The organism is Devosia psychrophila, assembly GCF_000971275.1.
GTDB lineage: Bacteria > Pseudomonadota > Alphaproteobacteria > Rhizobiales > Devosiaceae > Devosia > Devosia psychrophila.
The window spans coordinates 47,640-67,398 of sequence record NZ_LAPV01000134.1 but is presented as its reverse complement, the minus strand read 5'-3'; the positions used below and the strand labels follow the sequence as shown (position 1 = coordinate 67,398).

Sequence of the window (19,759 nt, the reverse complement as noted above, 5' to 3'; positions counted from 1 at the left end):
GTGACCAGACAACGGGGAGTTAAAAGCCCTCGTCTAGCCCATCGCGCCCCGCCCGCAGCAGCAGTGACGAGTCCCCGTACGAATAGAACCGATAGCCGTCGGCAATCGCGTGGGCATAGGCCGCCTTCATGACGTCGAACCCGGCGAAAGCGCTGACCAGCATGAACAGCGTCGATTTGGGCAGGTGGAAATTGGTCATCAAGGCATCGACGGTCGCAAAGCGGAAGCCGGGGGTGATGAATATGTCGGTGTCGCCCGTGAAGGGCTGCAGGGTACCGGTCTTGCGCGAGGCGGTTTCGAGCAGGCGCAGGCTGGTCGTGCCCACTGCGATAACGCGGCCACCCAGGGCCCGTTTGACATTGATGCGCTCGACCGTCGCCTGGTCAATCTCGCCCCACTCGGCGTGCATGACGTGATCTTTCGTATCCTCGACCTTCATCGGCAGGAACGTCCCTGCCCCGACATGGAGGGTCACGCGTTCGATGGTGACGCCCTTGTCAGTCAGGTCCTGCAGCAGCTTCTTGGTGAAATGCAGGCCCGCCGTCGGCGCGGCCACCGCGCCGTCCTCGGCGGCATAGACGGTCTGGTAATCCACCAGATCGCGCTCCTCGACGCCGCGCTTGGCGCCGATATAGGGCGGCAGCGGCATGGCGCCGTGCGACTTGATCGCCTCGTCAAGCTGGGCGCCGCCGAGTTCGAACTCCAGCGTCACTTCGCCGGTATCGCCACGCCCGGCAACGCGAGCCACGAGCGCGTCGGTCTGGCCATTGCCCAGTTCCAACCGGTCCAACAATGCCAGCTTCTTGGCCGGCCGGGCAAAGGCGCGCCAAGTATGTGCATCAACCCGCTTGTGCAGGTTGAACGAAATGTTGGCCCGGTTTTCACCGCGCACCCGCGTGCCGCGCAGCTCGGCCGGCAGCACACGCGTATCATTGACCACCAGCACATCGCCGGGCTTGAGCAACCAAAGCAAGTCGGGAATGTGCCCGTCGGCAAGCCCAGCTTTGGGATCAACCACCAGCAGGCGTGCACTATCGCGCGGCTCGGCAGGATGGAGCGCAATCAGCTTTTCGGGCAAGTCGAAGTCGAAATCGGATACCAGCATGAAACGTCCCTAGCATGGGCCGGACCGGCCCGGAACCACCTGCACAGCAGGAGGGTTGCGGCGAGGCTTTGCTACAACACCCGGATCATCAATGCGCCGGTGATCAGCAGCATTGCGCCGGCAATGCGGCCCATGCTGATTTCACGCACTGCCATGCCCATGAAGCCGATCTTGTCGAGCATCATGCCGCCGACCAGTTGGCCTGCGACGGATAGCGCCATGACGGCTGCGGTGCCAATCATCGGCGTCAGGATGATATTGGAAAAGACATAGAAGGCGCCCAGCACGCCGCCAGCGACGAAGGTCCAGGGTGCGGGCGCGCCGAAGTTGATCGGGATGCTGGTGGCGTTGCTGTAGATGAAGGCGATGGTCCAGAGCAACACGGCGCCCGCCACGAAGGACACGCCGGCTGCGGCGATCGGCACGCCCAGATTGCGCCCAAGCTGCGCATTGATCGGTGCCTGAGTGGCAATGCAGGCACCGGCAACGATGCCCATCAGCGCCCAGAGAACGGTATCCATACGCAATCTGGTTCCCATCAAGAAAAAACCCCCGGGCATCTGCCCGAGGGTCCGAAACTATTGCCAGGAGTCGGTGTCAGGCGACGATATCGGCCGCAACTTTAACCGACAGCATCTTGTCCGGGTTGATCACCGGCTCGCCGCGCTTGATCTCGTCGACATGCTCCATGCCTTCGGTGACCTTGCCCCAAACGGTGTACTGCTTGTTGAGGAAAGGCGTATCACCGAAGCAGATGAAGAACTGCGAATTGGCCGAATCCGGGCTCTGCGAGCGGGCCATCGAAGTGGTGCCGCGAACGTGGGGCTCAGCGTTGAATTCCTGCTTCAGGTCCGGATACTTCGAACCGCCGGTGCCGCGACCCTGCGGGCAGCCGGTCTGGGCCATGAAGCCGTCGATCACGCGGTGGAACACAATGCCGTCATAGAAGCCTTCGCGTGCCAGCTTCTTGATGTGAGCGACATGGTTCGGAGCCAGGTCGGGGCGCATCTCGATGACGACATTACCCTTGGTGGTTTCGATGACGAGGGTGTTTTCCGGATCGGCGTATTCAGCCATTTTGTTCAACTCTCAATTAGAAATTCTGGCCCGCATGTAGGGCCAAAGGGCGTTGGGTGCAAGGCGCGCGACCTCTGAACTGGTCAGCACCTGCGCTGTCAGTCGTCACCCTCCCCCTTGCGGGGAGGGTCAGGGAGGGGGACGGTTTAACCTTGGATCCGGGCTCTCGCACGCCCACCCAGCCTCCCCCGTCAGTGGGAAGGTGCCGCGTGTTGGTCGGGGCCAGCGGGTATCCCTACTTATATTCGATCTTGGCCGAGACGATCTTGTCCGGGTTGGCGACCGAGCCATTGTTTTCCTGCGAGCCCTTTTCAAGGCCATCGACCAGGTCAATGCCCGTGATCACCTTGCCGAACACGGTGTACTGGCCGTCGAGGAAACTGGCGTCGGCCGTGGTGATGAAGAACTGGGAGTTGAACGAGTTGGGGTCCTGCGAGCGGGCCGCGCCGAGCACGCCGCGCTGGAAGCTCTCGGCGTTGAACTCGGCCTCGACGTCAGGCAGGTCCGAACCGCCGGTGCCGGCACGGGCCAGGTCGAAGCCTTCGCCATCGGAATCGCCAAAGCTCACGTCACCTGTCTGGGCCATGAAGCCGTCGATCACGCGGTGAAATACCACGCCATCATATTCGCCGGCCTCGGTCAGCGCGATGACGCGCTCGACATGCTTGGGCGCCAGCTTCGGCAGCAATTCGATGTCGACGACGCCGCTCTCGAGGGTCAGGATCAGGTGCGGCGTGCCAGTCTGGGCAAAGCTGGGAGCAGAGGACAGCGCCATGGCGCCGATGACGAGAGCGCCGAACAGGCGACGGGTAACAGCGGTCATTTGGTTTTCAGAGCCTTGAGGACGATTTGCGGGACGAAGGCGGAAATATCGCCGCCCATTTCAGCGATCTGACGCACCAATGTGGCCGAGATATGCCGAACCGGGGGGCTGGAGGGCAGGAAAACGGTCTGCAGGTCGGGCGCCATCTGGGCATTCATGCCGACCATCTGCATTTCATAATTGTAGTCGGTGGTGTCGCGCAGGCCGCGAATGATCAGCTTGGCGCCATGCTCGCGCGCCGCATTGACCATCAGGCCTGAGAAATCGACAATTTTGAACTCAGTGTCGGTGCGCTTGCCCACTGGCGCCAGCACCTGCTCGAGAATGGCGATGCGGTCCTCGTGGACGAACAACGGATTTTTCTTGGTCGCGCTGACACCGACGGCAACCACCAGCGTGTCGACCAGCTTGCAGGCGCGCTCGATGACGTCGAGATGGCCATTGGTCAGCGGATCGAACGAGCCCGGATAAAAACCCACCAGCTTGCCCATGACGCCCTCCCCATTGTTGTTGCCAGCGTTTTGTCACGCGGGCAGATTCATGGCAAGGCGCGGACCATCGGTTCAGGTCGACAACAAAATGGCCAGCAAGAACCAGACCTGTGTCTGGAAGCTAAAACCTTAACTATTCCAAATACGAATTAATTAGGCTGAACCCGCTAGGAAGACAGTAACGAGACATCCGCGTGGGGACATGGATGCGATCTTACCTGGACGGCATGCTGCGCACCTTCGAGTTTGCGGGACGCAGCACTCGCATGCAGTATTGGATGTTTTTCCTGGTACAAACACTGGTCTACGCCGCCGCTGCGGTGATCGACGTCTTCGTGCTTGATGGATTTGCCAATCCACGCAAGCCACAACTTCCCATCTCGCTTTTCGTAGCCTTCGTGCATTTTGTGCCCGGCATAACGGTTCAGGTGCGGCGATTGCATGATCTGGGAAAATCCGGCGCGTGGATTCTGCTGTACCTGATCCCGTTCGCCGGCCTGATCGTGCTCTACTGGAACTGCTGCGCCTCGGAACCCGGCCGCAATGCCCACGACGAATCCGAACCGAGCCGGTATGAGCCCTATTACATGCAGCAGCAGGTCCGCCTGCCCCGCTATAGCACCATTCCGCGCCAGATACGCATGGGCAGCAATGCCGGCCGTCCAATGGCCGCAGGCTACGAAGGGTTGAGCTCGCCGGAACGCTTCATCTGAAACGACAAGGGGCGCCGAAGCGCCCCTTCATTCATTCGGTGGCCGGAGCTTCCGGCGGTGCATCTGGCGTATCCGGTGCGTCCGGACCATCGATACCATCCGGCAATTCATCGTCGTTTTCCGGCTCGCTGATGCGTTCGACCGAAACGACCTTCTCATCCTCGGCTGTATCAAAGACGATGACGCCCTGGCTGCCGCGCGAGACGATGCGGATCGGCTTCTTGCCCTCGACCGGCATGCGGGTCATCTGGCCCTTGTCGGTCACCAGCATGATCTGGTCTTCGTCTTCCACGGGGAAGGACGCGATCAGCTTGCCGTTGCGCTTGTTGACGGCCATGGCTGTGATGCCTTTGCCGCCGCGCCCGGTGATCCGGTATTCATGACTCGAAGTGCGCTTGCCGAAGCCGTTTTCCGAGATAGTCAGAATGAACTGCTCGGCTTCGCTCATCGCGACGTAGCGATCCTGGCCGAGTTCACCAGCCACGACGGCCTCTTCGCCATCCTCGGCCACAGTCTCTTCGCTGTCGCCCTCGCCGCGCACCGCGCGGCTCATCTTGAGATAGGCGACGCGCTCTTCGGAGACCGCATCGAAGTGGCGGATGATTGCCATCGATATGACGATATCGTCCTTGGCGAGCTGGATGCCGCGCACGCCGGTGGAGTCGCGACCCTTGAAGACGCGCACCTCATCGACCTGGAATCGGATGGCCTGGCCGCCCGCCGTGGTCAGCAGCACGTCGTCACTTGCCGAGCAGGTATCGACGCCGATGATGCCATCGCCCTCGTCGAGCTTCATGGCGATCTTGCCGTTCTGGCGCACTTCGACAAAGTCGGCCAGTGAGTTACGGCGCACGGTGCCGCGGTCGGTGGCGAACATGATGTCGAGATCGGCCCAGGTGTCCTCGTCCTCGGGCATCGGCATGATAGAGGTGATGCGCTCGCCCTGCTCCAGCGGCAGGATGTTGATCAGCGCCTTGCCACGCGCATTGGCGGCCGCCAGCGGCAGGCGCCAGACCTTGAGCTTGTAGACAATGCCGGCGCTGGTGAAGAACAGGATCGGCGTATGCGTATTGGCGACGAACAGGCGGCTGACGAAATCCTCGTCGCGTGTCGCCATGCCCGAGCGGCCCTTGCCACCGCGGTTCTGCGCCCGGTAGGTCGAGAGCGGCACGCGCTTGATGTAGCCGCCATGCGTCACGGTCACGACCATGTCTTCGCGGGCGATCAGGTCCTCATCGTCGAAATCGCCGACCACGTCGGAAATCTCGGTGCGGCGCGCCGAGCCGAACTGCTGTTTGATCTCGGTCAGCTCGGTGCGGATAATGTCGATAACGCGTTCTCGGCTGCGCAGGATGGCGAGATAGTCTTCGATCTCGGCACCAAGGCCATTGAGTTCGTCGCCGATTTCATCGCGACCCAGCGCCGTCAAACGCGCCAGACGCAGTTCGAGAATGGCGCGAGCCTGTTCCTCGGACAGGTTGAACGTGCCGTCCTCGTTGATGCGGTGGCGTGGATCGTCGATCAGCGCGATCAGCGGCGCCACGTCCTGCGCCGGCCAGCGGCGGGTCATCAACTGCTCGCGCGCCGTCGCCGGATCGGGCGCGGTACGGATCAACGCAATGACTTCGTCGATATTGGCCACGGCGACGGCGAGACCGACCAGGATATGGGCGCGGTCGCGGGCCTTGTTGAGCAGGAAGCGCGCACGACGCGTCACCACTTCGTGACGGAAATCGATGAAGGCCTTCAGAATCTCGATGAGATTCATCAGCTGAGGCTTGCCGCCATTGAGCGCAACGAAATTGCAGCCGAACGACGATTGCAGCGCGGTGAAGCGATACAGCTGGTTGAGCACCACATCGGCCAGCGCGTCGCGCTTGATCTCGATATAGACCCGCATGCCTTCGCGCGAACTTTCGTCGCGCATGTCGGAAATGCCTTCGATGCGCTTGTCACGCACCAGCTCGGCAATTTTTTCGACCAGCGTCGCCTTGTTCACCTGATAGGGCAGCTCGGTGATGATGATGGCTTCGCGTTCCTTGCGAACCTCTTCGATTGCCACGCGACCACGCACCATGATCGAGCCACGGCCCGTCTCGTATGCAGAGCGAATTCCGGCGCGGCCAAGGATGATGCCGCCGGTCGGGAAATCGGGGCCGGGCAGCACCTGCATCAATTCCTCGGTAGTAACATGGTCGTTGTCGAGCATCAGCAACGCGGCGTTTATAGTCTCGCTCAGATTGTGGGTCGGGATGTTGGTGGCCATGCCCACGGCGATGCCGCTGCCGCCGTTGACCAGCATGTTGGGGAAGCGCGCCGGCAACACCGTCGGCTCGTGCTCGGAGCCGTCATAGTTGTCGCGGAAGTTGACCGTATCCTTGTCGAGGTCATCGAGCATGGCATTGGTGATCTTTTGCATGCGCACTTCGGTGTAGCGCATGGCGGCCGGCATATCGCCGTCGACCGAGCCGAAATTGCCCTGGCCTTCGACCAGCAGCTCGCCCATGGAAAAGTCCTGCGCCATGCGGACCAAGGCCATGTAGACCGCGCTGTCGCCGTGCGGATGGTACTTGCCGATCACGTCGCCGACCACGCGGGCCGACTTGCGATAGGGCTTGTTGTACTCGTAGCCATTCTCGCTCATCGAGAACAGGATGCGACGGTGCACCGGCTTGAGGCCGTCGCGCACGTCGGGGAGCGCGCGGCTCACGATCACGCTCATGGCGTAATCGAGGTAGGATTTGCGCATCTCGTCGGTGATGGCGATAATCGAAATGTCGGACGGTGGCACGGCGCCAGTTCCGTTTTCAGGCGTATCGGTCACTGGGGTGATTCTTGGTTGATTGAGTTACCTTGCAGATAAGCTATTTCGCAGGAAAATGCGAATTTCGTCCCAGTAAAATTGTGGAGATCAGGCCGCGACCGAGCCTTTTCGGTTCATATGGCGGAAGCTAGGCAACGCGACCGGCGCCAGCGTGGCGATCAGATAGAACAATCCGGTAGCGCCAAGTGCGATTGCAATGCCGTAACTGTCGATCAGCAGCCCGCCATACAGCCCCCCAAACGGCATTAAAGCCCAAGCCAACGCCCCAAACAATGCTATGACGCGGCCCACCATGGCCGATGGAATTCGCTCGAACAGGATGGCGCCAATGATCGGATTGAGGAAGCCGGCGGCAAAGCCACTGACCAGCAGCACCGCCACGATAGCAGAAAGCGGCGCATCAACGGCGAAGATGGCCATCGGCATCGGCCCGGCAAACAGGAACCCGATGGTGTAGATCAGCAGCCGCGGCAGACGAGCGCCGATGACGGCGGCAATGGCAGCGCCAAGGATGGACGCGCCGGAAAAGGTGGCTAGAAATATCCCGACCCAGGTGACGTCGAGGCCGGCGGTTTTCACCCAGACCGGCAACAGCACCACGCCATAGGCCTGATCGAACAGGTTGGTCACGGCAATCATGATGACCAGCCCCTTCAGCACCGGGTCGCTGCTGAGCACGGTCCAGCCTGCCGCGAAGTCGGTGCCATAAGTGGTGACAACGTCGCGTTTTTCGGCCTGCGTCTGGCGCCCCGAAATGCCAAACGCCACCACCAGCCCGGACAGGCAGAATGCCAGCGCATTAGCCAGCAAAGCCGGCGCCGGTCCAAGCAGCGCGATCAACGCTCCGGCACTGGCCGCACCGATCGTGCCGGCCAGCCGGTCGCTGGCACCCATCACCCCGGTGACCCGCTCCAGCGGCACCTGCCCTAGCGCCGCTATCGTCGGCACCAGCGCCTGCTTGGCGGCATCGGATGGCGCCCGCAGCACGCCGATCAATGCCACCGCGGGCAGTAGCACCCAGATGGAGAGCATGCCCGCCCAGAACAGCAGCGGCACCAGCGTCACAGCGATGGCAGAAAGTCCGTCGCACCACATAGAGATGCGTCGCGCCCCGATGCGGTCAATCAACGGCCCGCCCAGTGCCTTCGCCAGCACATAAGGCGCCATCTCTGCAAACCCGACCAGTCCAGTCAGCACCGGACTTCCGGTCGTCGTCAGTACCAGCCAGGGAATGGCAATAGTCGACACCCGCGTGCCGCCGATGGACGCGACGCTGGCAACAGCCAGTGCGATCAGCGGTCCCTGCCTGCTCATGGTGTGACACCGTCTTCCGTCGTTCGTGGCGCAGCGTGGAGAATGAAGCAAGATATACTCTAGCGCGTCCAGTCCTCGATGCTTAGTCCCTCGACGCGCGCAAATTCGCTGGTGTTGTTGGTGACGAGGGTCAGGTTTCGTGCCTTGGCTTGGCCGGCGATCAGGACGTCATAGGGGCCGATCGGTGTGCCGAGACGCAACAAACCAGACCTGATCTGACCGGCGCTATGAGCGTCATCCCTGCTGAAGTCCAAGGTCGGGAAATCGGCAAACAAGAGCCGCAGGCTTTCCAGATTGAACTCCACGCGCTGGCTCCGATAGGCGCCGAGGTAGAGCTCATGCGCAACGATAGTGGGAACCCCGATACTACCTGGCGTGCTCTTGGTAACCCGTTCAACCAAAGCCGGCGATCGATCGTTCAGCAGCGTGATCACCGCATTGGTGTCCAGCAGATAGTCGATCACGGAAACGCAGCGTCGAGGTCCGGCCGATCCCGCTGTTCGGGTTGCTCACGTCCGGCTTCCATGAAGTCAGGGCTCATGCCACGTGCGATGGCAGCCCGCAGCGAGGCCCAAGGTGCTTGATCATTTGCCACGGGACGCAGAATGATCGCGTCGCCTTCGCGGCTGACCTCGACCTGATCCACGTCCAGCCTGAATTCCTTGGGCAGGCGCACAGCCTGCGAATTTCCGGACTGAAATACCTTGGCAAGCTGGACCATTTATCAACCTCGCATTGCGGTATATACAACAATGTATATACTATTAAAATGCCAACCTCAATGTCGGGATTCAGTTCGTCCCGTCGAAAACCGCCCGTGCAGCGCCTATCTGCGGGTGGTTGTGGCCGGCCCACTCAATCAGATGCCCAAACGGTACGATAATGGACTCGCCTAGCGGCGTCAGGCGGTATTCGACCGATGGTGGTTTGGTGTCGTAGACGCGGCGCGCGACCATTCCGTCGCGCTGCAAATCGCGAAGAGTCTGAGTCAGCATTTTTTGGGAAATATCGGAGACCTCACGACGCAACTGGTTGAAGCGCTTGGGGCCGCTGGCCAGGGTCATAACCAGCAGCATGCTCCATTTGTCGGAAATCTTGTCGAGCACGCCGCGCACCGGGCAATCGCTGGAGGGGCCTTCAGGGGCATTGTTCCAGCGCTCGACATAGAGCGCGGCCTGTTCGGACATGTTCAACATGCGTGGTTACTCCAAGGTGCCTTTAGGCGGTGAAGGTGCCCTCTTTCGCTTCCCGTCGAAGCCGCATAGGTATCACTCTCTAATCGATACTTACTCTCCATCGGCATCTGCTGCAAGGAAGGGTTTGTTGCAACAAGGAGTGCACAGATGACGCAATTCAAAGATCAGACCCTGCTGGTGACCGGCGCCGGTGGCAATCTCGGCCGCCTCGCTGTGGAAGAATTATTGGTGCGCGGCGCTACCAAGATCGTCGCAGGCACCCGCGACACAGCCAAGCTGGCCGATCTGGCCGCCAAAGGCGTTGATGTCCGCCATCTTGATTTTGATGATGCCGCCAGCGTTGCCAAGGCCTTTGCCGGCGTTGATCGCCTGCTGCTGATCAGCACGGTGGCGCATAACCGCACCGAGCAGCAGGCCAATGCCGTCGCTGCCGCCAAGGCTGCCGGGGTCACGTATATCGCCTATACCTCCGCGCCAAATGCCCGGCCCAATGCCGATGCAGGCGGCATTAATGACCACTATTGGACCGAACAGGCTATCGCCGCTTCGGGCCTCGACTTCACTCTGCTGCGCAATCATATCTATGCCGACATGACGATTTTCGGCGCCGGCGCAGCACTTGCCAGCGGCCAGCTGTTTGACGCCACCGATGGTAAGGGCCGCAACTACGTGACCCGTCTTGATACGGCCCGCACTGCGGCAGGCGCCCTGCTCTCTGCGACCGGCAAGGAAATTGTCGACGTCACCGGCCCGACCCCCGTCTCCCAGGAAGAAGTCGCGGCGCTTTACACAAAGCTGACCGGCAAGCCGGTAGCGCGCGTCGGCCTCACCGGCGAGCAGCTTTTGGGGGGCCTCGAGGCTGCTGGGGTGCCCAGCTTCATGGCGACGCTTCTCGTGGCCTTTGACCTTGATGCGGCAGACGGCCACCACGTCATCACCACCAATACGGTCGAGCGTTATTCCGGCCGCAAGCCGGAAACTCTTGAAAGCTTCCTGACCGCCAACAAGGCTGCCCTCGGCGCCTGATCTGCTGGCCTCGCGCTTCGGCGCGGGGCCTTCCCATAGCCAAATCCACAGCCGCTGGGGTCAAGCTATCGCGCTGCTGGACGCCTACCACACAAACCCGTACCAATCCCCAACGTCTGCCGTATTCGCGGAGTCGGGTGCCCGTGTCGTTTGGTTCTGTGTTCAAGCGTCTATGGGCGCACTTCGTCTATGACCGTTCCATCGGTTTTGGCCTTGAGCATATCGGCCTTACCACGCTGCGCTATCCGCGTGCCGTTGCGCTGGCAGTGCTGGCATTTTCGATCTTTTGCTTCACACAAATTCCCAAGGCCAATGTCGATGGCGACCTGCTGCGGGTCTATGCCGATTCAGGGCACTACTACGACGCCTATGAGCAGCTGGCCGACACCTTCGGCACGTTCGAGAACGACATCTATGTGCTGGTTTCGTCGCCGCGCCTGACTGAGCCGGAAACGCTGGAGCGGGTGCGCGAGCTGGCGTTCGATCTTGAGCTCAATGATTATGCCGTGGGCACCATGTCGCCGTTCACCCTGCGCAAACCGAGCGGCAATGGGGGCTCGGTGCCTGCCGTGCCAGAGGGGTTCGACAATTTTGCCGATGTAGCTCGGGCCCTGACCGACCTTCAGCAGAACGATCCGATGATGCGCAACCTGATCACGCCCGACCTTACCGGCGTGGTGCTGATCATGTTCCCTAATCAGGAAATGACGCGCGGCGAAGGCAGCAAGGCGATGATTGCCAGCGTGCGCGAGACCATCGCCTATTACGCCGACGACAATATCAGTGTCGAGCTGACCGGACCGCCGCTGTGGACCTCGGAAATGGTCAATGCGGCGCTCGACGACCAGGTCAAGTTCACGCTGTGGGGCTTGGCCCTCGGCTCGATCATCGCACTGCTGGCGCTGCGCTCGCTGTCCGGCGCGCTGCTGGTGGCGGCCACGCCAGTCCTTGCCGTGATATGGTCGATGGGCCTGATCCTGTTCTTTTTTGGCTCGTTTTCCTTTCTGACCATCATCGTCACCACGTTGGTGCTGGTGATCAGCTTTGCCGAGTCGATGTTCTTCGTGTTCAACTGGCTGGCCTATTGGCGCGATGGCATGGAGCCCAACAAGGCGGTGGATGCAACGGTCAAGCTGGTCGGGCCTGCTGCGGCGCTGACCATGCTCACCACGTTCGTCAGTTTCGCCTCGCTGGCGCTGACGCCCGGTCAGGGCATTCGCGAATTCGCCATCGCCGGCGCCATCGGCACCTTCCTGCTGTTCGTCTGCCTGATGACCTTCCTGCCGCTGTTGCTCAAGCTGGCGATCCGGATTGGCTTCAAGCCGCCCAAGCGGTCCAGCCTGGTGTTGACGGCCCCCCTGCCCCTGGCCTGGTTCATCGCCAGCCGCTTTGGCCGTCAGGTATCGGTGCTTGCCATCGTGGTCACCCTGCTGCTGCTGATCCCCTATGGGTTGATCAAACCGCATTTCGCTTTCGAGGATTTTGTCGCCTCCGATTCCAGCGCGCTTTCGACCTCGGCCGAAATCGACGAAGGCGTGGGTGGCGTAGCGCCGCTTTACATCCGCGTGCCGCTGGCCGGAACCGACCCCAATGTCGATGATGTCGACTTCGAGAAAATTCGCACCGTGCATCGGATTCTCGAGAGCCATATCGGCCAGAACAAGGTCATCTCAGCCGCCAGCATCGTCGACTACACCGACAGCGGATTTTCCCGCAAGGAAGTGTTCGACTCGGTCGGCCCCTTCATGCGCAAGCGCTTCGTCACGGATGATGGCGGCCAGGCTCTGGTCACCGGATTCATGCCGACCATCATCGACTCAGACTACCTCAAGCAATTGGTGCTCGACGTAACTGCAGAGATGCAGGCGGCCGGCATCGAGGGCGCCGAGATCGGCGGATTGCGGGTGCTGATCACCTTCGCGACCGACCAGATCGTCACCGGATTGCAGCTCGACCTCACATTGTCCGTCCTGGTCAATCTGGCGCTGATCGGCTTTGCCTTCCAGTCATTCCGGGTGGCGCTGGCCTCGGCCATTCCTAACCTCTTCCCGGTGCTGGGCACCGAGGCGTGGCTGTATTTCAGTGGCCAGGGGCTGCAACTGACCACGGTCATCGCGCTCACCATCGCCTTCGGCATCGCGGTGGACGACACGGTGCATTTCCTGTCGCATTACCTGCATTCCCGGCGCGAGGAAGGCCGACCGCATCTGGAGGCGATCAAGCACACGCTGGATCGCATCGGCGGCGCCATCGTCGCCACCACCATAATCCTCTGCGCCGGCGTGGTCATCGTCGTCTTTTCGGACCTGCCCCAGGTTGCGCTGTTCGGCACGCTGTTTGTTTCGACACTGGCTTTTGCAGTGATCGGGGACCTGTTCATCCTGCCGGCCTTGCTGGCGGCGGGCGGCAAGTTCTTCCACCCCCTGGGTAGGATTCGCGTTGGTACGGCCGACCACGACGCAACGCCGGACGACCCGACCGGGGACACCATCACCGGTGAAGGCGGCACCGAAGGGCATTCCACGCCTGCCTGAGCCGCTGCGCTTGCGGGCAAAACCCTTGGCGGATTACATATTTGGCGGCTGATTCGACTGCCGTAAGTGCTGGAGACCTCTGGGATGAGCTTTATCAGAACCGTGTCGCGCGCCCTGGTGCTGGCCAGCCTGATCGCGATTGGCGCCGCCGCCCCGGCCCTCGCTGCGCCAGCCGATGTGGCTTTGATCCAGTCCTATATCGGGGAATGGCGCGGGCGTGGCGTCCTGATCGGCGCCACTACCGAGACGGTTGTCTGCCGCATGTCGGTGACGCAGGGCAACCAGGACAAGGTCAACTATAGCGGGCGCTGCTCGCTGGCCGGCACGCAGCTCTCGGTGGCTGGCACCATGGTCTATGTCGAGGCCAGCAAGCGCTTCGAGGCGGCGATGAGCTCCAATGCGACTTTTACCGGCGTTGCAGTCGGCCAAAAGCGCGGCGATGGCATGGTGTTCAACCTGCGCGAGCGCGACGAAGACGAAGAGGGCAAAGACCTGAACATCACGGCCCAGATCAATCTCCGGCCGGAGGCCATGGAGGTGACGTTTTCGGTGGTTTACGTCGAAAGCGGCGACAGCCTGCGCGCCGAGGTACCGTTTACAAAGAAATAGACCCGACGGATTTTCTTTTTGTTTGCCAGCAGCTTGCGGCGGACAAAGTGTTAACCAGCCGGCGCTATCGTTCGCGCACTATCGGGAATGCCCAATTGCACCGTCCTATCAAACACCCTGCACAGGCTCAGGCCGCTTCGAGCGATCTGGCCCCACGGCTGCAGCGCTTTTGTGACCTGCTCGGCATTGGCGGAGCCAGCTTGGCGCTGGTTGATGCCGGTATCCCCGCGACATTCGCTTCGACCGGCAGCGCTGCCAGTAACCTTGCCAATCTCGACGCGCTAACCATCGTCTCCGGCAAGACAATGATCATTGCCGACACCCAGGCGACGGGGCCTTCAGCGGCCCGCTTCTATGTCGGGCTGTTGTTACCCGGCGAAGCGGCAGATCAATCCTATTTGCTCACCCTGTTCGACATCCGCCCGCGCAGTGCCAGCATGGCTGATCATATTGCTGGATTGGCGCAGGAGGCTGTGTCACAGCACTTGACCGACCGGCAGCGCCGCGAAATCGAGGCACAGAAACGCACCATTGCGGATTATGCAGCGCTCGAAGAACAGCGGCGCACCCTGTTCGACCGGGCCTCATCGACCGCCCGCATCGGTATCTGGCAGTGCAACCTCAGTGACAACAGCCTCATCTGGACCAATGGCGTCTACGATCTGTTCGAGATACCGCGTAACTCAGCCGTGACGCGTGAACTCACACTGACCCTATATACCGAAAAATCACGACGCGAGATGGAAGCGGCACGCTCCAAGGCCGTCGCCGATTGCACCGATTTCTCGGTGGATTGCGAAATCATCACCACGACCGGCAAGCGGCGCTGGATGAGAATCACCGGCGCCGTTGAAAGTCGTGACGGCGTCGCCCACCGAATTTTCGGCATGAAGCAGGACATCACCGAAGAAAAGCTGACGGCCGACCGCATTCGCTACCTGGCCGAGTTCGACGTGATGACCGGCCTTGCCAACCGCAGCCTATTCCAAGCGCGGCTGATGCGGCTGGACGAGGGCCGCGAATCCATCGGCACCATGCTGCTGATCGACCTCGACGGTTTCAAGCAGGTCAACGACACCTACGGCCATGCCTTGGGCGATGAATGCCTCAAGGAAGCAGCGCAACGTCTCGTGGCAAGCTGCGGCGGTGCCGAACTGGTCGCCCGCATTGGCGGCGACGAGTTTGCCGTCCTGCTGGGCGCCGATGTCTCCGCTGCCGAGAGCGAGGCGCTGGCAGCACATATCGTATCGATGATCGGTAGACCCTTCGTCCGCGGCGACCATCGGTTGACTCTGGGCGCATCGGTCGGCGTCGCGCAATATCGTGGCGGATCCTCGGAAAGTCTGTTTCAGCAGGCCGACATCGCCCTCTATGCCGCCAAGGCCGCAGGCCGCAGCACCAGTCGGACTTTTGCGGCGGACGCCGCCGGATCGCACGAGGATAGCGGTCATCCCCAACGAAAAACGGGCCGCCTTTAGGCGACCCGTCTCACAAGTTTTTCCAGCCGTTTCTAGAACGGGATATCGTCGTCCATTCCGCCGGGCTCGAACGCCGGGGCGCTAGGACGCGGACGCTGGCCGCCGCCACTATTATTGTTGCCACCACCACTATTGCCGCCGTTGTCGCGGGCACCGCGGAAGCCGCCGCTATCACCTGCGCCAGCGCCTTCGCCGTCACCACGACCGTCAAGCAGGGTCAGGTTCGAATTGAAGCCCTGCAGCACGATCTCGGTGGAATACTTATCGGCGCCCGACTGGTCCTGCCACTTGCGGGTCTGTAGCTGGCCTTCGAGATAGACCTTGCTGCCTTTTTTCAGATAGCTCTCGGCGACGCGCGCCAGGCCTTCCGAGAAGATCACCACACGGTGCCATTCGGTCTTTTCGCGGCGCTCGCCGGTATTCTTGTCTTTCCAGTTTTCGGAGGTCGCAACCGAAAGATTCACAACCTTGCCGCCGCTGGGAAGATTGCGAATTTCAGGGTCCGCGCCGAGATTACCGACCAGGATCACCTTATTGACACTGCCTGCCATCGCTCATTCCTTTCGATTCAGTCCCCGGGCCATCGCCCGCCGGGACGCTCACTTACATAGCGACCTTACCTTACTCCGGCGCAGCGCTCGCCGCCCGCGCCTTGGCACGGTTGTAAACAGGTCTTATTTGTTCTTGTTATGTTCTGTTTCTGTTTTAGCGTCAAGGGCCTACTGACACGCATTGTCAGCATGCCTGCCGCAAGGCAGGCGGGGTTGTGGGGAAATCGTGCATGGACTACGCGCTGTCGCTTTGGCTCTTTTCCGTCCTGCTGTTTGGGATCATCGTGGTGCCGGGCATGGATATGTTCTTCGTCATCGCCAATGCACTCACCGGCGGCCGTAAGGCGGGCCTCGCTGCAGTCGCCGGCATCATGCTCGGCGGCGCCGTACATACGCTGTTTGGCGCGCTGGTGGTCGGGGCGCTGGCCCAGCTGCCGGGCATTATCTTCCAGGTGATGATCGTCATCGGCGCCGCCTATATGGGCTGGATCGGCTACACGTTGCTACTCAGTTCGATAACCGTCGGCGCCATCGGCAAGGCATCAAGCCGCTCCAACTGGGTTGCGTTCAGGCAGGGCACAGTAACCTGCCTGCTCAATCCAAAGGCCTATCTGTTTGTGCTGGCGGTCTATCCGCAGTTCCTACGTCCCGAATTTGGTCCGATCTGGTCGCAAGCGCTGGTAATGGGCGTGCTGTCCGTTAGCATGCAATTCGTGGTCTATGGCGGGCTGGCGCTCGCCGCCGGCAAGGGCCGTGATGCGCTGATTGGCAATCCCGGCGTTACCGCCTGGATCGGTCGCGGTGCCGGCGCATTGTTCCTTGTCGCGGCGTTGTTTACCGCCTGGCACGGGGTGACCCAGCATGTCGGCCCTTGACCGAATCTATATTGTTCCGCTTATGTTCCAAGTCGGCAAAGGTGCTTTGGCAGAGCCGACGGGACACGCTAAGGTGACCAGACCGCCGGGCGGCCATGCGCAGAGGCCGCTTGCGAGAGGGGTGAGCGACGCCTATCTCAGTGTCTCCCCATTCCGCTGCCCTATTCCGACTTTGCCGCCGTGCCGCCTCGCTGGCGCACCGAGTTATGGACTTGAACGATGACGCCAAAGACCAGCCAGAACCGTGAACTGATTGTGCGCGGCGCCCGCGAGCACAATCTCAAGGGCATCGACGTCACGCTGCCGCGCGACAGCCTGATCGTGATGACCGGCTTGTCCGGTTCCGGCAAGTCTTCGCTCGCCTTCGACACCATCTATGCAGAGGGCCAGCGCCGTTATGTCGAATCGCTGTCGGCTTATGCGCGGCAGTTCCTTGAGATGATGCAGAAGCCCGATGTGGATCACATCGAAGGCCTGTCGCCGGCCATTTCCATCGAACAGAAGACCACGTCGCGTAACCCGCGCTCTACGGTTGGCACGGTCACCGAAATCTACGATTACCTGCGCCTGCTTTACGCCCGCGTCGGCGTGCCCTATTCGCCGGCCACCGGCTTGCCGATCGAGAGCCAGACCGTCAGCCAGATGGTCGACAAGGTGCTGGAGCTAAAGGAAGGTGCGCGGGTTTTCCTGCTGGCGCCGATCGCGCGCGGCCGCAAGGGCGAGTATAAGAAAGAACTGGCAGACCTGATGCGCAAGGGCTTCCAGCGCGTCAAGATCGATGGCGAATATTACGAGATCGAAGAGGCTCCGGTCCTCGACAAGAAGTTCAAGCATGACATCGAAGTGGTGGTGGACCGCGTCGTGGTCGGTCCCGAGATTTCCGGACGCCTGGCTGAAAGCTTCGAGACGGCGCTGAAGCTGGCCGACGGCATCGCCCTGATCGAGTTTGCTGACGAGAAGAACGAAGACGGTTCGGCGCGCCAGATCACTTTCTCCGAAAAGTTCGCCTGCCCGGTCAGCGGATTCACTATTGCCGAAATCGAGCCGCGGCTGTTTTCGTTCAACAACCCATTTGGCGCCTGCCCGGTCTGCGATGGCCTCGGCACCGAGCAAAAGATCGACCCCGACCAGATCGTGCCGGACCAGGCGCTGTCCCTAAAGAACGGCGCCATCCTGCCCTGGGCCAAGACCAGTGCGCCCTATTACCTGCAGACTCTGCAAGCGGTGGTAAAACACTATGGCGCCTCGACCGCCACTGCCTGGAACGAGCTGCCGTTCGAGGTGCAGCACGCGGTGCTCTATGGCACCGACAAGGCTAAGATCGAATTCGTCTATGACGATGGCCTGCGCCAGTACAAGACCACCAAGGTCTTCGAAGGCGTCATCGGCAACCTTGAGCGCCGCTACAAGGAAACCGAAAGCGCCGGCATGCGCGAAGAGATCGAAAAGTACATGTCGGCCAAGCCTTGCCTGGCCTGCGGCGGCTATCGTCTCAAGCCGGAATCGCTGGCGGTCAAGATCGACGGGTTGCATGTCGGCCAGGTCACCGAAAAGTCGATCCGCGACTCCCTCGCCTGGTTCAATTCGCTGCCGGCCAAGCTGACGCCAACGCAGATGACCATTGGCGAGCGCATCCTCAAGGAAATCCGCGAGCGGCTGAATTTCCTGATCGACGTTGGCCTAGACTATCTGTCGATGTCGCGCAATTCCGGCACTCTGTCGGGTGGCGAGAGCCAGCGTATCCGGCTCGCCAGCCAGATCGGCTCCGGCCTGACCGGCGTGCTCTATGTGCTGGACGAGCCGAGCATTGGCCTGCATCAGCGCGACAATGCCAAGCTGCTCGAAACGCTGCGGCGCCTACGCGATATCGGCAATACGGTGATCGTCGTCGAGCATGACGAAGACGCCATCATGAGTGCCGATTACGTGGTCGATATCGGCCCCGGTGCCGGTGTACATGGCGGTCATATCGTCGCCGAAGGCACGCCGCAGGACATCCTCAATCACCCCGACTCGCTGACCGGGCAGTATCTGTCCGGGCGGATGGGCATTGCCATGCCGGCGGAGCGTCGCGAGGCCACCAAGGGCAAGACCCTTAGCGTCAAGGGCGCCACCGGCAACAATCTCAAGAATGTCTCAGTCGATATCCCGCTGGGCCTGTTCGTCGCCATCACCGGCGTCTCCGGCGGCGGCAAGTCTACGCTGATGATCGACACCATGTACCAGGCCATCGCCCGCCGGCTGAACGGCGCGCGCGTGGTCCCTGCCCCGCATGACAGCCTGACCGGCCTCGAATTTCTCGACAAGGTCATCGACATCGACCAGTCGCCTATCGGCCGTACGCCGCGGTCCAATCCGGCAACCTATACCGGCGCCTTCACGCCGCTGCGCGAGTGGTTTGCCGGCCTGCCGGAGTCCAAGACCCGCGGCTACGGCCCCGGCCGTTTCTCGTTCAACGTCAAGGGCGGCCGCTGCCAGAAATGCGAAGGCGATGGCGTTCTCAAGATCGAAATGCACTTCCTTCCCGACGTTTACGTCACCTGCGACGTCTGCAAGGGCAAGCGCTACAATCGCGAGACGCTGGAAGTTCAGTTCAAGGGCAAGTCAATTTCGGACATCCTCGACATGACCATCGACGAAGGCGTCGATTTCTTCTCGGCGGTGCCGGTGATCCGCGACAAGTTCGCCACGCTGCAGCGCGTCGGCCTCGGCTATGTGAAGGTCGGCCAGCCGGCCAATACGCTTTCGGGCGGCGAGGCGCAGCGCGTCAAGCTGTCCAAGGAGCTGTCCAAGCGCGCCACCGGCCGCACGCTCTACATGCTGGATGAGCCGACCACGGGCCTGCATTTCCACGACGTGGCCAAGCTCCTCGAAGTGCTGCATGAGCTGGTCGATGGCGGCAACACCGTCATCGTCATCGAGCACAATCTCGAAGTCATCAAAACCGCCGACTGGGTCATCGACATGGGTCCCGAAGGTGGCGACGGCGGCGGCGAAGTGGTGGCCATTGGCACCCCCGAAGACGTCGCCCAGGTCGACCGCTCCTACACCGGCAAGTTCCTCAAGGATGTCATGGCGCGGCGCCCGATGTTCGCGACGCGGGCGGCTGAGTAAAGGTAGCAAGAATACCCCCACCCAACCTC

At 61.4% G+C, this 19,759-nt stretch carries 18 protein-coding genes; 7 read left to right on the top strand and 11 right to left on the bottom strand.

All coding sequences use genetic code 11. The features are described from left to right. Nucleotides 1-19: 19 nt before the first annotated feature. The 5 genes from queA to coaD form a co-directional block, all read right to left on the bottom strand. Nucleotides 20-1,105, bottom strand: coding sequence for a tRNA preQ1(34) S-adenosylmethionine ribosyltransferase-isomerase QueA (queA, locus tag WH91_RS14010; protein ID WP_046171629.1), 1,086 nt, complete (start codon nt 1,103-1,105; stop codon nt 20-22). 71 nt (nt 1,106-1,176) lie between these two features. Further along, nucleotides 1,177-1,626 carry a DMT family transporter gene (locus tag WH91_RS14005; RefSeq protein WP_046171628.1) on the bottom strand — a complete coding sequence of 150 codons (450 nt, stop codon included), beginning with the start codon at nt 1,624-1,626 and terminating at the stop codon, nt 1,177-1,179. A 76-nt stretch (nt 1,627-1,702) separates the two neighbouring features. After that, nucleotides 1,703-2,182, bottom strand: a complete 480-nt coding sequence (locus tag WH91_RS14000) for a peptidylprolyl isomerase (RefSeq protein WP_046171627.1) — start codon at nt 2,180-2,182, stop codon at nt 1,703-1,705. 235 nt (nt 2,183-2,417) lie between these two features. Then, nucleotides 2,418-3,005 carry a peptidylprolyl isomerase gene (locus WH91_RS13995; RefSeq protein WP_046171626.1) on the bottom strand — a complete coding sequence of 196 codons (588 nt, stop codon included), beginning with the start codon at nt 3,003-3,005 and terminating at the stop codon, nt 2,418-2,420. Next, the gene (coaD, locus tag WH91_RS13990) at nt 3,002-3,496 is read right to left on the bottom strand and encodes a pantetheine-phosphate adenylyltransferase (RefSeq protein ID WP_046171625.1); all 495 of its coding nucleotides are present in this window, start codon (nt 3,494-3,496) and stop codon (nt 3,002-3,004) included. The genes WH91_RS13995 and coaD overlap by 4 nt, the downstream gene beginning before the upstream one ends. A gap of 206 nt (nt 3,497-3,702) precedes the next feature. Between coaD and WH91_RS13985 the strand changes: the two genes are divergently transcribed. After that, on the top strand, nt 3,703-4,209 hold the full coding sequence (locus WH91_RS13985) for a DUF805 domain-containing protein (RefSeq protein WP_052952849.1): 507 nt from the start codon (nt 3,703-3,705) through the stop codon (nt 4,207-4,209). 31 nt (nt 4,210-4,240) lie between these two features. Here WH91_RS13985 and gyrA read toward each other — a convergent pair whose 3' ends face one another. The 5 genes from gyrA to WH91_RS13960 all read right to left on the bottom strand — a co-directional run bounded on the left by gyrA (nt 4,241) and on the right by WH91_RS13960 (nt 9,543). Beyond that, the gene (gene gyrA / locus WH91_RS13980) at nt 4,241-6,958 is read right to left on the bottom strand and encodes a DNA gyrase subunit A (RefSeq protein WP_199533528.1); all 2,718 of its coding nucleotides are present in this window, start codon (nt 6,956-6,958) and stop codon (nt 4,241-4,243) included. Nucleotides 6,959-7,120: 162 nt separating this feature from the next. After that, nucleotides 7,121-8,347, bottom strand: a complete 1,227-nt coding sequence (locus WH91_RS13975; RefSeq protein WP_046171623.1) for an MFS transporter — start codon at nt 8,345-8,347, stop codon at nt 7,121-7,123. A 59-nt stretch (nt 8,348-8,406) separates the two neighbouring features. Then, entirely contained in the window at nt 8,407-8,811 is a 405-nt protein-coding gene (locus WH91_RS13970; RefSeq protein ID WP_046171622.1) for a type II toxin-antitoxin system VapC family toxin, read from the bottom strand. After that, nucleotides 8,808-9,068: an AbrB/MazE/SpoVT family DNA-binding domain-containing protein gene (locus tag WH91_RS13965; protein WP_046171621.1), complete on the bottom strand. Its 261-nt coding sequence runs from the start codon at nt 9,066-9,068 to the stop codon at nt 8,808-8,810. The genes WH91_RS13970 and WH91_RS13965 overlap by 4 nt, the downstream gene beginning before the upstream one ends. 70 nt (nt 9,069-9,138) lie before the next feature. Next, nucleotides 9,139-9,543, bottom strand: coding sequence for a winged helix-turn-helix transcriptional regulator (locus tag WH91_RS13960; RefSeq protein WP_342028097.1), 405 nt, complete (start codon nt 9,541-9,543; stop codon nt 9,139-9,141). Between the two features lie 147 nt (nt 9,544-9,690). On the opposite strand from WH91_RS13960, the gene WH91_RS13955 reads away from it, so the two are divergent. From WH91_RS13955 to WH91_RS13940, 4 genes are all read left to right on the top strand, one after another. Then, nucleotides 9,691-10,569: an NAD(P)H-binding protein gene (locus WH91_RS13955; protein ID WP_046171620.1), complete on the top strand. Its 879-nt coding sequence runs from the start codon at nt 9,691-9,693 to the stop codon at nt 10,567-10,569. A 143-nt stretch (nt 10,570-10,712) separates the two neighbouring features. After that, nucleotides 10,713-13,103: an efflux RND transporter permease subunit gene (locus WH91_RS13950; RefSeq protein WP_046171619.1), complete on the top strand. Its 2,391-nt coding sequence runs from the start codon at nt 10,713-10,715 to the stop codon at nt 13,101-13,103. A gap of 84 nt (nt 13,104-13,187) precedes the next feature. Beyond that, nucleotides 13,188-13,712, top strand: coding sequence for a hypothetical protein (locus WH91_RS13945; RefSeq protein WP_046171618.1), 525 nt, complete (start codon nt 13,188-13,190; stop codon nt 13,710-13,712). Nucleotides 13,713-13,807: 95 nt separating this feature from the next. Continuing rightward, on the top strand, nt 13,808-15,190 hold the full coding sequence (locus WH91_RS13940; protein WP_244542306.1) for a diguanylate cyclase domain-containing protein: 1,383 nt from the start codon (nt 13,808-13,810) through the stop codon (nt 15,188-15,190). 32 nt (nt 15,191-15,222) lie between these two features. On the opposite strand, the gene ssb is transcribed toward WH91_RS13940, so the two are convergent. Beyond that, on the bottom strand, nt 15,223-15,741 hold the full coding sequence (ssb, locus tag WH91_RS13935) for a single-stranded DNA-binding protein (protein WP_046171617.1): 519 nt from the start codon (nt 15,739-15,741) through the stop codon (nt 15,223-15,225). A 230-nt stretch (nt 15,742-15,971) separates the two neighbouring features. Between ssb and WH91_RS13930 the strand changes: the two genes are divergently transcribed. Next, complete coding sequence (locus WH91_RS13930; RefSeq protein ID WP_046171616.1) at nt 15,972-16,616, top strand: LysE family translocator; 645 nt, start codon at nt 15,972-15,974, stop codon at nt 16,614-16,616. Nucleotides 16,617-16,835: 219 nt separating this feature from the next. Beyond that, entirely contained in the window at nt 16,836-19,730 is a 2,895-nt protein-coding gene (gene uvrA, locus WH91_RS13925) for an excinuclease ABC subunit UvrA (RefSeq protein WP_046171615.1), read from the top strand. The last annotated feature ends 29 nt before the right edge of the window (nt 19,731-19,759 follow it).

Bases quoted from the DNA above. Each gene is read 5' to 3' on its own strand.
- queA (WP_046171629.1), bottom strand. From the start codon at position 1,105: ATGCTGGTATCCGATTTCGACTTCGACTTGCCCGAAAAGCTGATTGCG.
- WH91_RS14005 (WP_046171628.1), bottom strand. From the start codon at position 1,626: ATGGATACCGTTCTCTGGGCGCTGATGGGCATCGTTGCCGGTGCCTGC.
- WH91_RS14000 (WP_046171627.1), bottom strand. From the start codon at position 2,182: ATGGCTGAATACGCCGATCCGGAAAACACCCTCGTCATCGAAACCACC.
- WH91_RS13995 (WP_046171626.1), bottom strand. From the start codon at position 3,005: ATGACCGCTGTTACCCGTCGCCTGTTCGGCGCTCTCGTCATCGGCGCC.
- coaD (WP_046171625.1), bottom strand. From the start codon at position 3,496: ATGGGCAAGCTGGTGGGTTTTTATCCGGGCTCGTTCGATCCGCTGACC.
- WH91_RS13985 (WP_052952849.1), top strand. From the start codon at position 3,703: ATGCGATCTTACCTGGACGGCATGCTGCGCACCTTCGAGTTTGCGGGA.
- gyrA (WP_199533528.1), bottom strand. From the start codon at position 6,958: ATGCGCAAATCCTACCTCGATTACGCCATGAGCGTGATCGTGAGCCGC.
- WH91_RS13975 (WP_046171623.1), bottom strand. From the start codon at position 8,347: ATGAGCAGGCAGGGACCGCTGATCGCACTGGCTGTTGCCAGCGTCGCG.
- WH91_RS13965 (WP_046171621.1), bottom strand. From the start codon at position 9,068: ATGGTCCAGCTTGCCAAGGTATTTCAGTCCGGAAATTCGCAGGCTGTG.
- WH91_RS13960 (WP_342028097.1), bottom strand. From the start codon at position 9,543: ATGTTGAACATGTCCGAACAGGCCGCGCTCTATGTCGAGCGCTGGAAC.
- WH91_RS13955 (WP_046171620.1), top strand. From the start codon at position 9,691: ATGACGCAATTCAAAGATCAGACCCTGCTGGTGACCGGCGCCGGTGGC.
- WH91_RS13945 (WP_046171618.1), top strand. From the start codon at position 13,188: ATGAGCTTTATCAGAACCGTGTCGCGCGCCCTGGTGCTGGCCAGCCTG.
- ssb (WP_046171617.1), bottom strand. From the start codon at position 15,741: ATGGCAGGCAGTGTCAATAAGGTGATCCTGGTCGGTAATCTCGGCGCG.
- WH91_RS13930 (WP_046171616.1), top strand. From the start codon at position 15,972: ATGGACTACGCGCTGTCGCTTTGGCTCTTTTCCGTCCTGCTGTTTGGG.
- uvrA (WP_046171615.1), top strand. From the start codon at position 16,836: ATGACGCCAAAGACCAGCCAGAACCGTGAACTGATTGTGCGCGGCGCC.